This window comes from Nocardioides sp., from assembly GCF_029937575.1.
Taxonomy (GTDB): Bacteria; Actinomycetota; Actinomycetes; order Propionibacteriales; family Nocardioidaceae; genus Nocardioides.
This window is the reverse complement of sequence record NZ_JAPYPS010000001.1, coordinates 114,371-128,186: the sequence shown is the minus strand read 5'-3', so window position 1 is coordinate 128,186 and position 13,816 is coordinate 114,371. Positions and strand designations below refer to the sequence as shown.

Here is a 13,816-nt window from a genome sequence, read left to right as displayed (position 1 = left end):
GGTCCACACTCCGCCGGGGTGGGGACGGGACGAGTCAGTCGCGGATGGACTGCCATCGGTCCAGCGCCTCCTGGCGCTCGGCCTTGTGGTCGACGACCGCGGCGGGGTAGCCGACGAGGTCGCGCTCGTCGTCCCCGGGCTCGTGCGGGTCCGGCACCTGGGCGGGGTCGGCGAGCTCGTCCACCCACTGGCGGATGTACCCGCCCGGCGAGTCGAACTTGCGGCCCTGGCTGGTCGGGTTGAAGACCCGGAAGTACGGGGCCGCGTCGGTGCCGCTGCCCGCCGTCCACTGCCAGCCGTGCTGGTTGGAGGCCAGGTCGCCGTCGACCAGCCAGCGCATGAAGTGACGGGCGCCGTGCTGCCACTCGAGGTGGAGGTCCTTGACGAGGAAGCTCGCCACGATCATCCGCACCCGGTTGTGCATCCAGCCCGTGGCGCGCAGCTGACGCATCCCGGCGTCGACGATCGGGAAGCCGGTGCGCCCGCGCTGCCAGGCCTCGAGGTGGCTGTCGGGGGAGTCGGGGTCGGCGTACGGCATCCGGGCGTACTCGGCGCGCAGGTACTCCCGGGCGCTCTCGGGACGCGCGTGCAGCACGTCGGCGTAGAACTCCCGCCAGGCCAGCTCCTTGCGGTAGGTCCGTGCTCCTTCGGAGCGCAGCGGCGCGAGGTCGGCGAGCATCGTGCGGGGGTGGATCTCGCCCCACTTGAGGTGCACAGACATCCGCGAGGTGCCGTCGACGCCCATCTTGTCGCGGTCGTCGTCGTAGTGCTCGATCCGGTCGAGGAACTCCTGCCAGCGCTCGTGCGCGGCCGCCTCTCCGGCGTCCGGGAGGGCCAGGCCGTCGGGGATCTCGGGGTCGGGGAGGTCGACGGTGTCCTTGAGGTGGCGCCAGTCGGGGTCCTTCGGGGGCCCGACGGGATCGCGCCAGCCGTGCTCGGCCCAGGCCTTGGAGAACGGCGTGTAGACCTTGTACGGCGACCCGCTGCCGTTGGTGATCCGCCCCGGCTCGACAGCGTACGGCGAGCCCGTGCGCACCAGGGAGACCCCCGCGTCGTCGAGCGCCTCCTCGACCGCCTGGTCGCGCTGGGCGCCGTAGGGGCCGTGGTCGGCGGCGAGGTGGACGCTCTCGGCCCCGACCTCGCGGGCGGCCTCGACCACCCGGCGTACGGGATCGCCGTGCACGATGCTCAGCGGTACGTCGTGCCGCAGGGACCGCAGGCTGTGGGCGAGGTAGGCCCGGCGCGGGCGCCCGGCCGGACCCCACAGCGCCGGGTCGAGCACGAAGAGCGGGAGCGTGGGGCCGTCCTCGAGCGCGCGCAGCAGGGCCGGGTTGTCGCCGGCGCGCAGGTCGCGCCGGAACCACATCACGGAGGTCACGCCCCGGGACTCTGCCAGCAGGGGGACTGCGAGTGGACCACCCCAAGGGCGGATGGGTAAGAATGGCCCCGTGAGCGACCTCATCGACACCACCGAGATGTATCTACGGACCATCTACGAGCTCGTCGAGGAGGGAATCGTCCCGCTGCGGGCCCGGATCGCCGAGCGTCTGCACCAGAGCGGCCCCACCGTCTCGCAGACCGTGGCTCGGATGGAGCGCGACGGTCTGCTGACCGTGGAGGGCGACCGCCACCTCGAGCTGACCGAGGACGGCGAGCGCCTCGCCACCCGCGTCATGCGCAAGCACCGGCTCGCCGAGCGGCTCCTGACCGACGTGATCGGGCTCGACTGGGAGCTCGTGCACGAGGAGGCCTGCCGCTGGGAGCACGTGATGTCCGAGACGGTGGAGCGTCGCCTGCTCGAGCTGCTCGACCACCCCACCGAGTCGCCGTACGGCAACCCGATCCCGGGCCTGGCCGAGCTCGGCGAGAGCTCGCCGCTGGAGCCCTTCATGGAGGACGTCGAGCCCCTCTCGAAGGTGGCCGGCTCCGAGGAGGGCCGCGTGCTCGTGCGTCGGATCAGCGAGGAGATGCAGAAGGACGAGTCGCTGATGAGCGCGATGCGTCGCGTCGGCGCGCTGCCGGACAAGACGGTCACGATCGTGGCGACCGAGGCCGGCGTGCTGGTGGGCTCGGGTGGCGAGTCCGCCGAGATCGACCCCGAGGCGGCCGACCACATCTTCGTCAAGCGTCTCTGAGGGCCTGCGGCGGGGTTTGCGGCTGGGGGGTTTGCGACTGGGCGGTTTGCGGCTGCAGGAATCCCCGGGCACCCGGGGATTCCTGACGTTCCCAGGGGAAGCTCCGCCTGAGAACGTCAGGAGAACCCTGAGAAGTCCGCCCCGACTCCGGCCAGCGCGCCGAGGAACCCCGCGACCCCGACGTCCAGCTTGTACGTCGCCAGCTCGTCGCCCCGGGTCGTCCCGCGGTTGACGATCACCACCGGCGTGCCCGCCTTGGCCGCGCGCCGTACGAACCGGAAGCCGCTCATCACCGTCAGGCTCGAGCCGACGACCAGTAGCGCACCGCCTCCGTCGCCGAGCGCGTCGACCGCGGCGTAGCACCGCTCTACGCGGTCCTTGGGGACGTTCTCGCCGAAGAAGACGACGTCGGGCTTGAGGGCTCCGCCGCAGGTCTCGCAGCCGGGTACGACGAAGGCGGTCGTGTCGTCCAGCTCCACGTCACCGTCGGGACGGACAGCGGCGGCGGCGTGGGTGTCGGCGAAGCCGGGGTTGGCGGTCTCGAGCCGGTCGTGCAGGCCCGCACGCGAGGTCACCTCGCGGCAGCCCAGGCACACCACGTCGGCGATCCGTCCGTGCAGGGCGATCATCCGCCGGGAGCCGGCGGCCTCGTGCAGTCCGTCGACGTTCTGGGTGATGAGCAGCTCGGGGTCGAGCGCGGCCAGGGCGCGATGACCCGCGTTGGCCTCGGCGTGGCGCATCCGGCCCCACCCGAGGTGGGAGCGCGCCCAGTAGCGCTGCTGGGCCTGGGGCGTCGCGACGAACTCCTGGTAGGTCATCGGCGCCCGCTCCGGACGACCCGGGCCGCGGTAGTCCGGGATGCCGGAGTCGGTCGACATGCCCGCACCACCGAGCACGACGAGGGGCCGGTCGGTCAGCAGGTCGAGCGCGCGCTCGAGCGTCTCGTCCTGCTCGAACGACGTGGGGTCGAGGCCGGCGGCGTGGGTCGTCACGTGCCGTAGCGCACGCGCGCCCGGGCCCGCGCCTTCTCCGCCTCGACCTCGCGGTTCTTGGGTGGAGCCGTGGTCACCAGGTCCTCGAGGAGGTGGCCGGTGGCGTGCGCGATCTCGGCGACCGCCCGGTCGAACGCCGCCTGGTTGGCCGCCGACGGCTTGGTCGCCCCGGCCACCTTGCGGACGTACTGCAGCGCGGCGGCGTGCACCTCGTCGCCGGACGCCGGCGGCTCGAAGTTGTTGAGCGGGCGTATGTTGCGGCACATGGCGTCCAGCCTACGTCGGTCCAGATCGCACAATTGTGCCGTTTGGACATGCTTCTACGCTCCGACCGTGCCACAACGCCACAATTGTGCCGTCACGGCACGTCGAAGAACTCCACGTCCTCGCCGGTCACGAGGACCACCTTGTCGCGGCCGCCGGGGCCTGCTCCGTAGATCGGCACCGTGCGCACCTCGTCGACGTCGCTGCCGAACTCGACCTTCGTCATCGTGTTGGCCAGCTCCCCGCCGCCGACCTCGATCGTCGAGACGAAGCCGGCGCGGCCCTTGCGGACCACGGTCAGCACGGTCCGCTCGGCCGGGAGCCAGGTGAGCTGGCGGGGATCGTCGCCGGCCAGCGCGCTGGACCCGCCGCCGTAGGAGAGCACGTCGAGCTGGCGCGGGTCGGTGAGGTCGCTGACGTCGAAGAGTCCGGCCTGGGCGCCCCAGCGTCGGCCGCCGGCCTGGGGGCCTTCGCCGAGGCCGACCATCCGCATCGAGCCGAGCGGGTGCAGGTAGGAGGAGAAGCCGGGGATCTTGAGCTTGCCGATCAGCTCGGGGTCGTCCTGCTCGGTGAGATCGATCGTGTAGAGCGGGTCGACCTGGCGGAAGGTGACCAGGATCGCCAGCCCGTCGAACCACCGCACCGACTTGATGTCCTCGCCGACCCCGAGCCGGTCGACGCGGCCGATCTCGACCAGGGCGTCGTCCTCGGCGCGCATCGTGACGACGGAGTTGAAGTTGCCGGTCTCGCTCGATGGTCCGACGGCGAGCCGGAGGACTCCGTCGTACTCGTCCATCGCCCAGCGGTCGCGGATCGTGCCCTCGACCTCGCCGGCGCCGACGTAGGTCGCACGGGTCCCATCGAGGGCGAAGTCGTAGACGTACGTCGTGCCCCCACCGCCGCCGGCGACGCGGGGGAGGACGCAGAAGTCGGTGAAACCGCACCCGTTGGAGCCTCCGCCGTCGCCGCCTGCGAGGTAGAGGTGGTCGTTGGACTCGTAGGCCAGCGAGGCGTCACCGGCGAGGCCGAACGCGTCCAGGTCCTCGACGTCGCTGATGTCGGCGTCGGCGGCGAACCCGACGACGGCCATCGTGCCGAGACCGACGTCGGCGCGGGGGATCGCGACCTGGTCGCAGTCCAGCAGCTGCTGCGGGTCCCCTCCGTCGATGCTGACGCTCGGCAGCCAGTCGCCGACCGCCGTCTCCTCGACGATCGCGCGGTTGGCGCGCAGCGCCGTCTCCTGGCCACCGCCCTTGCGGCCGCTGCGACCGGGACGGACGAAGTCGAGCTCGGGCAGGCCGGCCGAGACCACGAGACGTACGACGTCCCCGTGCTGGCGGGCGGTGACCGTGGACGCGTCGTAGTCGACGGTCCGCAGCAGGCTGGGCTCGCTGGGGTCGGTCACGTCGATCGAGAGCACCCGGGTCTGGGGCGAGGTGGTGTCGTAGCCGTACCCGTAGCCGCCGTTGCGCCGGGTGCCGTCGTTGCCGACCGCGACGACGGTGTCGTCGGCGAGCAGGATCTCGCCGTCGGAGAAGTCGCCCAGGTCGAGGTCGCCGAGCGGCTCCACCGCCTCGCCGGAGACGTCGTACGTCGTCAGCATCGCGCCGCGCAGCCGCACGAGCAGCTCCCCGTCGGTCTTGACGGTGTCGGGCTCGTCGACCCCGACCTCCTGGACGTTGGTGCCGGTCTCCGAGGAGGTGACGCGACCGGTCTTGGCCGACAGCTCCCGTGGGGCTCGTGCGTTCGTCGGCATGCTCGGTTGCGGCAGGGCGCCCGCCATGACCCGGTTGCCGGCATCGAAGGCCAAGGTCATCCGAGACAGGTACGGCTGTTGCCACCCGTAGGCCCCCACGAGGTCGACGCCCTGGTCCACGTAGTGCGCCAGCAGGTCCTCGCACGACTCGGGCGCCTCGAGCTCGCCGAAGAACGCGACCGGGGTCGCCACGTCGTCGCCGACCGTGCCCGACCCGGGCGGCAGCGCGGCACCAGGACCGTCCGGTTGGCTCGAGCCGGGGGAGGAGACCAGGCTGCCGGCGATGAAGGCGGCAGCGATGCCCCCGACCACGGCGGCACCGCCGAGCGAGCGGCGCAGCCGCTGCTCCGGCGTGCGGCGGGTCCGGGCGGCCTCTCGGCGGGCCTCGCGCAGGATGGCGTCGACGGGGGCGGGGCCGGTGGGCAGGTCGTCCCAGTCGCGTTCGAGGTCGGTCATGAGGTGGTCTCCTCGGTCGGGAGGTCGGTCGCGGAGTCGGTCGCGGAGTTGGCTGTGAAGCCCGACGTGGCGTCGGTCTTGAAGTCGGCCAGGTGGTCGTTGGCCGAGAGCTGGGCCAGGGAGCGGGAGAGCCGGCTCTTGACCGTGCCGTTCGGGACCTTGAGCGCCTCGGCGGTCTCGGCCTCGGTGAGCCCGGCGAAGTAGCGCAGCACCACGACGTCGCGGTTGGGCTTGCTCAGGCCGGCGAGCGCACGGTGGACGGCGTCGGCGGTGTCCACTCCCGCGATTGCGTCCGCACCGCGGCCGCCGCCACGCCCTGGCTCGGGCAGCCGCTCGGTCGGCTTCTCGCCCCACCATCGACGCCGCTTGGAGTCGCGCAGGCAGTTGAGCAGCATCCGGTAGACGTAGGCGGCCCGGTTGTCGGCGGCCACCACGCTCGGCCAGGCGGTGTAGCAGCGCACCAGCGTGGTCTGGGCGAGGTCCTCGGCCTCGTGGAGGCTGCAGCCGAGGAAGACCGCGGAGCGCACGAGCGTGCCCCATGCCTCGCGGGCGTAGTCGGCGAAGTCGCTCTCGTCGACCGTCTCGTGCGTCATGGGGCTCCTGGGTCTGCCGGGTGGTGCCGTGTGGTGCCGGGTGGTGCGCCGTGCGGGAGGGGCTGTCGTGGGTATGACGAGGCTCGGCGCCCGGTCGGTTCCATCCGGCGGGCGCTTTCTCGGTGCTGTCAGGATGGGCCCATGCCTGAGAACAGCGACACCGCCAGCCCTGACCGGGACCTCGACCTGATCCTCTTCGGTGCGACCGGCTTCACCGGCGGCCTCACCGCCGAGTACCTCGCCGAGCACGGCCCGGCCGGCCTGCGCTGGGCCCTGGCCGGCCGCAGCCTCGACAAGCTCGAGAAGGTCCGCGCCCACCTGGACACGATCAAGCCGGGCAGCATGGATCTCGAGCTGATCGTCGTCGACGCGGCAGACGAGGCCGCACTGGCGACCGCCGTCGCCCGCACCAAGGTCGTCGCCACGACGGTCGGGCCCTACCTGCAGCTCGGCGGACCGCTGGTCGGTGCGTGCGCGGCAGCCGGCACCGACTACGTCGACCTGACCGGCGAGCCGGAATTCGTCGACCGCTCGTGGCTCGAGCACCACGAGACCGCCGTGGCCAGCGGCGCCCGGATCGTGCATGCCTGCGGGTTCGACTCGATCCCGCACGACCTCGGCGCCTACTACACGGTGCTGCAGCTCAAGGCGGCCGGCCCGGTCACGATGCGCGGCGTGGTGCGCGGCGACGGCACCTTCTCCGGAGGCACGTTCCACTCGGCGATGGGCGCCTTCTCCCGCGCCAAGGAGATGGCCGCGACGGCCAAGAAGCGCCGCCAGGCCGAGGCTCGGCCCGAGGGCCGTTCCTCCCGCGCGGTCTCCGGCAAGCCCGGCAAGGACCCCGTCCTGGGCTACTACCTGCTCCCGCTGCCGACGATCGACCCGCAGGTGGTCGCGCGCAGCGGCGCCGCGCTGACGTCGTACGGACCGGAGTTCCGCTACTCCCACTTCGCCGGCACCAAGACGCTGCGGTACGCCGTGGGCGGCGCGGTCGGCGTCACCCTGATCGGTCTGGCCGCCCAGGTCAAGCCGGCCCGCAACTTCCTGCTCGGCAAGGTCAAGCAGGGCGAGGGCCCGGACGAGGCCAAGCGGGCGAAGTCGTCGTTCAGCGTCGACTTCGTCGCCGAGGGCGACGGCCGCACCCTGCACACCCGCGTCTCCGGCGGCGACCCCGGCTACGGGGAGACCGCCAAGATGCTCAGCGAGGCGGCGCTGAGCCTGGCCTTCGACGACAACCCGACGACCGCCGGGTCGGTCACGACCGCGCAGGCGATGGGCGACAACCTGCTCGGGCGACTGCGGGCCGCGGGGATCGTGTTCGAGGTCGTCGGCTGACGGGTCGGGTTCGAGGGGGTCGACAGGTCGACGGGGGTGCCCCAGGCAAGAGTCGAACTTGCGACCTTTCGCTTAGGAGGCGGCTGCTCTATCCACTGAGCTACTGGGGCGAGGGCGTGCGGGACGCCGCCCCGCAGTCTGCCATGTCCGAGACCGGTCGGGTCGTGGGCCCGAGGACGGTCGTGAGACCGGTGTGAGGCACACGACCCGTCCGGGACGGCTCCGGGGGCGGGCAATTTTGGTGACTCTCAGGATCGGTCCGCACAATGGGGCCGTCGTACGACACGGCCGCGAGTGCCCATCGACGCGCACCGCGGCTGCTTCTTGCTGCACCACCCGACCCACCACTGCCCGACGAGCACGTCAAGGTGACATGACCCAGGACCTGATGACGCCGGCGCCCCTGGCGCCGAGCGGCCCCAAGCGGCGCGGCCGCAAGGACCCACGCCGTACGGCGGCCACGGTCGCCGTGGCGGGGCTCGCCGCGCTCAGCCTGATCCTCGGACTGGGCGGGGTCTACTTCTATCGCCACCTCAACGACAACCTCGACGTCGTCGACATCGAGGCGCAGCTCACCGACCGGCCCGACAAGGTCGCGGTCGACACCGGGCCGCAGGAGCCGATCAACCTGCTGGTGATGGGCTCGGACGCCCGCGACGGCGAGGGCAACAACATCGACGGACTCACCGGCGACGGGGAGCGCTCGGACACCACGATCATGTTCCACCTCTCGGCGGATCGCTCCTTCGCCTACGGCGTCAGCATCCCGCGCGACAGCCTGGTCGACCGTCCCGACTGCAAGGACGAGAACGGCGAGACGATCCCCGGCGCCACCGACGTCATGTGGAACGAGGCCTTCTCGGTGGGTGGCCCGGCGTGCACGATCCAGCAGTTCGAGCAGCTCACCGACGTGCGGATCGACAACTACGTGGTCCTGGACTTCAACGGGTTCGAGGACATGGTCAACGCCATCGACGGCGTCGAGGTCTGCCTGCCCGAGCCGATCGAGGACCCGGCCCACGGGATCAACATCCCCGCCGGCACGCAGGAGGTCGTGGGGCGCCAGGCCCTCAACTACGTGCGCGCCCGCTACACGCTGGGCGACGGCTCCGACCTCGGCCGGATCAAGCGGCAGCAGGCGTTCATCGCCGCCATGGCGAGCAAGGTCGTCTCGGCCGGCACCCTGACCCGGGTCGACCGCGTCCTCGGCTTCCTCAACGCCGCGACCCGCTCGCTGACCACCGACTTCACCTCGGTCACCGAGATCGGGCGCGTCGGGGCGGGCTTCAAGGGCATCGGCCTGGACAACATCAAGTTCGTCACGGTCCCGTGGCAGTACTCCCCGGAGGACCCCAACCGGGTCGAGTGGCTGCCCGAGGCCGACCAGCTCTGGAAGCGCGTGATCGAGGACCAGACGCTCACGAAGAACCTGCGCGACGGCGTGATCAAGGCCAGCGACAAGGTCGACGGTGCCGACAAGGAGCCGACGACCGAGCGCGCCCAGGCCGCCGCCAGCCAACGGCAGGCGGCGGGTCTCTGTGCCTGAGGCTGCGGAGCCGACGAGGGAGCCGGAGCCGGAGTGGAAGCGACGTCGGCGCCTCGCGGCGATCTTCGGAGAGACACTGCCCGACACGACGAGTGACGAGCGGGACGACGCGGTCTCGTCGAGCGGGGAGTCCTCGTCCGACACGTGGCTCAAGGCACAGGTGCCGCCTCACCACGGTGGGTGAGACGGCACCTTGTCGACGGGCCGGTTTCGACTCGCCTGGCGCGACCTCGTGCCTCGGTCGCGGGCTCGCTCAACCTTCGCTCACGACGTCGATCGCTCGTGCCTCGCGGTCGACTGTTCGCTCAGCGCGGCGCCTGGGCCGAGAGCAGGTCGCGGATCTCCTTGAGCAGGACGATGTCCTCGGGGGTGCCGGCGGGCGGGCTGGGGAAGAACTTCTCCTTGGCCTTCACGTAGGGCACCACGACCAGGAAGTAGACGACGGCGGCCAGGATGACGAAGGCGATGATCGCGTTCATGAAGCGGCCGCCGTACGTCTCGGTGCTGAAGACGTCGTCGGCTGCCGACGGGAGCAGGCTGGTCAGCCACTCGGTGAACGCGGTGACCACGGCGCCGAACGCCGTACCGATGATGACCGCGACAGCCAGGTCGACCAGGTTGCCGCGGAAGAGGAAGTTCTTGAATCCGTCCACGAGTAGGTACTCCTAAGATTCGGGCCAGGTGTGGGGCCCCCGGGCGGGGTGACCGGAGAACACGCTATCGCTCCGACCACGTGTAGGTCACGAACGCACTCAGTGCCGCAGCCGTGACGGGTGCCACCTCCGCGGGGGAGAGCGCCACGATCACCAGCCGCCCCGGCAGCCCCGAGGCGGTGACGCCCGAGCCGGCCTCGCCCTCCTGCGGCAGCGCCAGGACCGGTACGGCGTGCGCAACGGTGGTCACGTCACCCTGCTCCGGGTCCGTGGCGACCAGGTCGACCAGGTCGCCGACCTCCAGCAGCGCGACCATGCCGGGATCGGGCAGCCGGACCGGGACGGAGCGTCGGCCCGGGTGCGCCTGGGCAAGGTCGGCTCCGACGAGGCGGACCGCCGTGACCGGCTCGCCGGCGCCGAGGGGTGCGGCGAGCAGTCGACCCGCGACGTCGGCCTCCGAGCCGACCGCGCCGCTCGGCTCCGAGCCGGGTCGGAAGTCGACCGTCGTGAGGTCGTCGGCGCTGATCGTGAGGCCCGCGGGCAGGTCGCGGGCGGCGACCAGGACCGGCACCGTGCCTTCGGGGCTCGGCGAGACTGCCGACAGCCCGGCCCACACAGCGACCGCGCTCAGCAGCGCCGCCAGCAGCCGGCGGCGGCGCAGCACTGCTCGCCGTACGCCCCAGCGGGCACGGTCGAGGCGGGCGCGCGGCGTGGACCGGCGGGCGCCGGAGGAGTCGAGCAGGTCGGCGTCGTCCGAGATCACGACTCGACGGTAGGCGTCACGGGCGATCGACGTCGATCGCTCTCCACAGGCCCGGGGGCCTGGGGATCAGGACGAGGCGCTGGCCGCCGACGATGAGCTCGTGGAGCCGGAGGACGAACCGGACGAGGAGCTCGAGGACTCCTTCGACGACCCGCCCGACGAGTCCTTGGAGCCACCGGAGGAGCCGGAGTCCTTGCTGCCGGACTCCTTGCTGCCGGAGTCCTTGGAGCCGGAGTCCTTGGAGCCGCCGTCCTTGCTGGAGCCGGCCTCGGACGAGCTGGAGGTCGAGCGACTGTCGTTGCGGTAGAAGCCCGAGCCCTTGAAGACCACGCCCACGGCGTTGAACACCTTGCGCAGACGGCCCTCGCACTGGGGGCAGACGGTCAGCGAGGCGTCCGAGAAGGCCTGCACCTGCTCGAAGGCGTGGCCGCACTCGGTGCAGGCGTACTGGTAGGTGGGCACGGAAGGCTCCTTCGTCGCAGATTCTCAGCCGGGTGAGGAAAGATTGGCACTCTGCCCGGGCGACTGCCAATGCTACGCCACGGCACAATGAACGCCACCATGACCGCCGACACCGAACGCTCCGGCAGCGCGGGCACCCCGGGCGCCCCCGGCAGCCCGGGTGGGGGCGAGCCCGAGGTGGAGCCGGCGAGGCGTCGCAGTCCCTGGGTCCGGTTCGTCGCGCTGCCCGCGGGCCTGCGGATCACGACGTACGTCGCCGTCGTGCTGGTGCTGACGCTGGTCGCCCTGACGTTGACGGCAGTGGTCCTGGTGCGGCGGTCCTTCCCCCAGACCTCCGGGACGGTCGAGGTGGCTGGGATCGACGGGCCCGTCGAGGTGCTGCGCGACTCCGCCGGCATCCCACAGGTCTACGCCGACAGCACCGAGGACCTGATGTTCGCCCAGGGCTACGTGTCGGCCCAGGAGCGCTTCTACGAGATGGACGTACGCCGCCACGCCACCGCGGGTCGGCTGGCCGAGCTCTTCGGGGAGGACGCGCTCGCCTCCGACCTCTCCGTGCGCACCCTCGGCTGGCGTCGGGTGGCCGAGGCGGAGCTGCCGCTGCTCGCCCCGGAGACCAGGGTCGCGCTGGACGCCTACGCCAAGGGCGTCAACGAGTACCTCGACGGGCGCTCGGCCGGCCGGATCTCGCTCGAGTACGTCGTGCTGGGCGCCGGCGGCCTCGACTACAGCCCCGAGCCCTGGACGTCGGTCGACTCGCTCGCGTGGCTCAAGGCGATGGCGTGGGACCTGCGGGGCAACATGCAGGACGAGATCGACCGGGTGCTCGCGATCGACGCGGTGGGGCGCGAGCGTGCCGATGAGCTGTACCCGGCCTACGACCACCGCGCGAGCGACCCGATCGTGACGCAGGGCGCCGTGGTCGACGGCGTCTTCGAGCAGGACGCGAGCGCCGACGGGACCCGCAACCCGAAGCGGGCGCCCACGGGACCGGCCCTCGACCGGGGCCGGCGGCACGTCGGCGCGAGCCTGGACGCCGTCACCTCGTGGGACTCCCTGGGGCAGGGCTCCGGCCGGATGCCGGCCTGGCTGGGTGAGGGCGACGGGCTGGGGTCCAACGCCTGGGTCGTCTCCGGCGACCACACCGACTCGGGTGCGCCCCTGCTCGCAGCCGACCCGCACCTGGGGGTCTCGGTCCCGGGGCCCTGGCTGCAGGTCGGGCTGCACTGCCGCAGCATCAGCGCCGCCTGCCCCTACGACGTCGCCGGCTACTCGTTCTCCGGGGTCCCGGGCGTGATCGTGGGTCACAACGCCTCGATCGCCTGGGGGTTCAGCAACCTCGGCTCCGACGTCAGTGACCTGTACGTCGAGCGGATCACCGACGGCACGGCGCGACGCGGTCGGCAGGAGGTCGCGGTGCGCGAGCGCACGGAGACCGTGGAGGTGGAGGGCGGCGACGACGTCACGATCACCGTGCGCTCCACCGACCACGGGCCGATCGTCTCCGACGTGGACGAGACGCTGTCCGTCGTCGGCGACACCGCCCCGCTCAAGGGGCGCGACAGGTTCGGCTCCGCCGGGGGCGAGGAGTACGCCGTGTCCCTGTCGTGGACGGGCTTCACCCCCTCGCCGACCGCCGACGCGATCCTCGGGCTCAACCGAGCAGGCGGCTGGGACGCCTTCCGGCAGGCGCTCTCCTCCTTCGCGATCCCGGCGCAGAACGTCGTCTACGCCGACCGCGAGGGTCACATCGGCTACCAGGCGACCGGGCTGGCGCCGATCCGCAAGTCCGGCAACGACGGCCGCCTGCCCTCGGCGGGGTGGCGCTCGGAGAACGACTGGACCGGCGAGTTCGTGCCGTTCGACGGCCTGCCCAACGTGCTCGATCCCGACGGCGGGGTCATCGTCACGGCCAACCAGGCCGTTGCCGGACCCGACTACCCCTACTTCCTCACCGACGACTGGGACCGCGGCTACCGCTCCGAGCGGATCAGCAGCCTGCTGGACGCTGCCCTGGTCCCCTCGGAGGGCGACAGCAGCGGCACGGTCTCGCTCGAGGAGCTCTCGGCGATGCAGCTCGACGACCGCACCCCCCTCGGCCCGGTCCTCACGCCGTACCTCCTCGACGTGGAGCTGCCCTCGGGCTACTTCTCCGCGGGTCAACGCCTGTTGCGCGACTGGGACTTCGGCCAGCCGGCGGGCAGTGCCGCGGCGGCCTACTTCAACGCGGTCTGGCGCAACCTGCTCGAGCTCACGTTCCACGACGAGCTGCCCGAGGCCCTGTGGCCGGACGGCGGCCAGCGCTGGGTGGCGGTGATGACCGAGCTGCTGGAGGACCCGGTCGACGCCTACTGGGACGACGTGACCACCGACGAGCGAGAGACCCGTGACGTGGTCATCGAGCGCGCGATGCGGGACGCGCGCGACGAGCTCACCAGCCGTCAGGCGGTGCGTGCCGTCGAGTGGACGTGGGGCGGGCTGCACGAGCTGGACCTGCGATCGCAGCCGCTGGGGGAGTGGGGCAACGGGGCCGAGCGTGCGCTGTTCAACCGGGGCGGCCTCGACGTCGGTGGCGGCGGTACGTCGGTCAACGCCACGGCCTGGGACGCCGCGTCCGGCTACGACGTGAGCACCGCGCCCTCGATGCGGATGGTCGTCTCCCTCGACGGGACCGACGGGCTCGACCGCTCCCGCTGGGTCAGTCTCACCGGCGTCTCGGGGCACGCCTTCGACGCCCACTACACCGACCAGACGGAGCGCTGGCTCGACGGCCGAACGCTGCCCTGGCCCTTCTCCGAGGATGCCGTGCGCGACGCCACCGAGGACACGTTGGTGCTCACCCCGGCCTCCGGGGGCTGAGG

Annotated in this window: 12 protein-coding genes and 1 tRNA gene; 4 read left to right on the top strand and 9 right to left on the bottom strand. The window is 71.9% G+C overall.

The genetic code is table 11. The annotated features are described in order from the left end of the window. Positions 1 to 34 precede the first annotated feature (34 nt). Positions 35 to 1,378 carry a deoxyribodipyrimidine photo-lyase gene (locus tag Q1K33_RS00700; RefSeq protein WP_300399753.1) on the bottom strand — a complete coding sequence of 448 codons (1,344 nt, stop codon included), beginning with the start codon at positions 1,376 to 1,378 and terminating at the stop codon, positions 35 to 37. A 70-nt stretch (positions 1,379 to 1,448) separates the two neighbouring features. On the opposite strand from Q1K33_RS00700, the gene Q1K33_RS00695 reads away from it, so the two are divergent. Further along, positions 1,449 to 2,135 carry a metal-dependent transcriptional regulator gene (locus tag Q1K33_RS00695; RefSeq protein ID WP_300399752.1) on the top strand — a complete coding sequence of 229 codons (687 nt, stop codon included), beginning with the start codon at positions 1,449 to 1,451 and terminating at the stop codon, positions 2,133 to 2,135. 116 nt (positions 2,136 to 2,251) lie between these two features. On the opposite strand, the gene Q1K33_RS00690 is transcribed toward Q1K33_RS00695, so the two are convergent. The 4 genes from Q1K33_RS00690 to Q1K33_RS00675 form a co-directional block, all read right to left on the bottom strand. Further along, positions 2,252 to 3,127, bottom strand: coding sequence for a Sir2 family NAD-dependent protein deacetylase (locus Q1K33_RS00690; RefSeq protein WP_300399751.1), 876 nt, complete (start codon positions 3,125 to 3,127; stop codon positions 2,252 to 2,254). Continuing rightward, complete coding sequence (locus Q1K33_RS00685) at positions 3,124 to 3,393, bottom strand: DUF2277 domain-containing protein (protein ID WP_300399750.1); 270 nt, start codon at positions 3,391 to 3,393, stop codon at positions 3,124 to 3,126. The genes Q1K33_RS00690 and Q1K33_RS00685 overlap by 4 nt, the downstream gene beginning before the upstream one ends. Before the next feature lie 92 nt (positions 3,394 to 3,485). Beyond that, complete coding sequence (locus tag Q1K33_RS00680; protein ID WP_300399749.1) at positions 3,486 to 5,603, bottom strand: beta-propeller domain-containing protein; 2,118 nt, start codon at positions 5,601 to 5,603, stop codon at positions 3,486 to 3,488. Next, entirely contained in the window at positions 5,600 to 6,196 is a 597-nt protein-coding gene (locus Q1K33_RS00675) for a SigE family RNA polymerase sigma factor (protein WP_300399748.1), read from the bottom strand. Before Q1K33_RS00675 ends, Q1K33_RS00680 begins: the two co-directional genes overlap by 4 nt. A gap of 141 nt (positions 6,197 to 6,337) precedes the next feature. Here Q1K33_RS00675 and Q1K33_RS00670 point away from each other — a divergent pair, with 141 nt between their 5' ends. Further along, the gene (locus tag Q1K33_RS00670) at positions 6,338 to 7,531 is read left to right on the top strand and encodes a saccharopine dehydrogenase NADP-binding domain-containing protein (RefSeq protein WP_300399747.1); all 1,194 of its coding nucleotides are present in this window, start codon (positions 6,338 to 6,340) and stop codon (positions 7,529 to 7,531) included. 37 nt (positions 7,532 to 7,568) lie between these two features. On the opposite strand, the gene Q1K33_RS00665 is transcribed toward Q1K33_RS00670, so the two are convergent. Continuing rightward, positions 7,569 to 7,641: transfer RNA gene (locus tag Q1K33_RS00665), tRNA-Arg, on the bottom strand. A 263-nt stretch (positions 7,642 to 7,904) separates the two neighbouring features. Here Q1K33_RS00665 and Q1K33_RS00660 point away from each other — a divergent pair. Further along, the gene (locus tag Q1K33_RS00660; protein ID WP_300399746.1) at positions 7,905 to 9,077 is read left to right on the top strand and encodes an LCP family protein; all 1,173 of its coding nucleotides are present in this window, start codon (positions 7,905 to 7,907) and stop codon (positions 9,075 to 9,077) included. Positions 9,078 to 9,382: 305 nt separating this feature from the next. On the opposite strand, the gene Q1K33_RS00655 is transcribed toward Q1K33_RS00660, so the two are convergent. The 3 genes from Q1K33_RS00655 to Q1K33_RS00645 form a co-directional block, all read right to left on the bottom strand. Continuing rightward, on the bottom strand, positions 9,383 to 9,730 hold the full coding sequence (locus tag Q1K33_RS00655) for an MscL family protein (RefSeq protein WP_300399745.1): 348 nt from the start codon (positions 9,728 to 9,730) through the stop codon (positions 9,383 to 9,385). 64 nt (positions 9,731 to 9,794) lie between these two features. Further along, positions 9,795 to 10,493 carry a Flp pilus assembly protein CpaB gene (gene cpaB, locus Q1K33_RS00650; RefSeq protein ID WP_300399744.1) on the bottom strand — a complete coding sequence of 233 codons (699 nt, stop codon included), beginning with the start codon at positions 10,491 to 10,493 and terminating at the stop codon, positions 9,795 to 9,797. A gap of 66 nt (positions 10,494 to 10,559) precedes the next feature. Next, the gene (locus Q1K33_RS00645; protein WP_300399743.1) at positions 10,560 to 10,955 is read right to left on the bottom strand and encodes an FmdB family zinc ribbon protein; all 396 of its coding nucleotides are present in this window, start codon (positions 10,953 to 10,955) and stop codon (positions 10,560 to 10,562) included. Between the two features lie 99 nt (positions 10,956 to 11,054). Between Q1K33_RS00645 and Q1K33_RS00640 the strand changes: the two genes are divergently transcribed. Continuing rightward, on the top strand, positions 11,055 to 13,814 hold the full coding sequence (locus Q1K33_RS00640) for a penicillin acylase family protein (protein WP_300399742.1): 2,760 nt from the start codon (positions 11,055 to 11,057) through the stop codon (positions 13,812 to 13,814). Positions 13,815 to 13,816: the final 2 nt, after the last annotated feature.

Coding starts and splice junctions, on each gene's coding strand:
- Q1K33_RS00685 (WP_300399750.1), bottom strand. CDS start 3,393: ATGTGCCGCAACATACGCCCGCTCAACAACTTCGAGCCGCCGGCGTCC.
- Q1K33_RS00660 (WP_300399746.1), top strand. CDS start 7,905: ATGACCCAGGACCTGATGACGCCGGCGCCCCTGGCGCCGAGCGGCCCC.
- Q1K33_RS00640 (WP_300399742.1), top strand. CDS start 11,055: ATGACCGCCGACACCGAACGCTCCGGCAGCGCGGGCACCCCGGGCGCC.
- Q1K33_RS00680 (WP_300399749.1), bottom strand. CDS start 5,603: ATGACCGACCTCGAACGCGACTGGGACGACCTGCCCACCGGCCCCGCC.
- Q1K33_RS00675 (WP_300399748.1), bottom strand. CDS start 6,196: ATGACGCACGAGACGGTCGACGAGAGCGACTTCGCCGACTACGCCCGC.
- Q1K33_RS00670 (WP_300399747.1), top strand. CDS start 6,338: ATGCCTGAGAACAGCGACACCGCCAGCCCTGACCGGGACCTCGACCTG.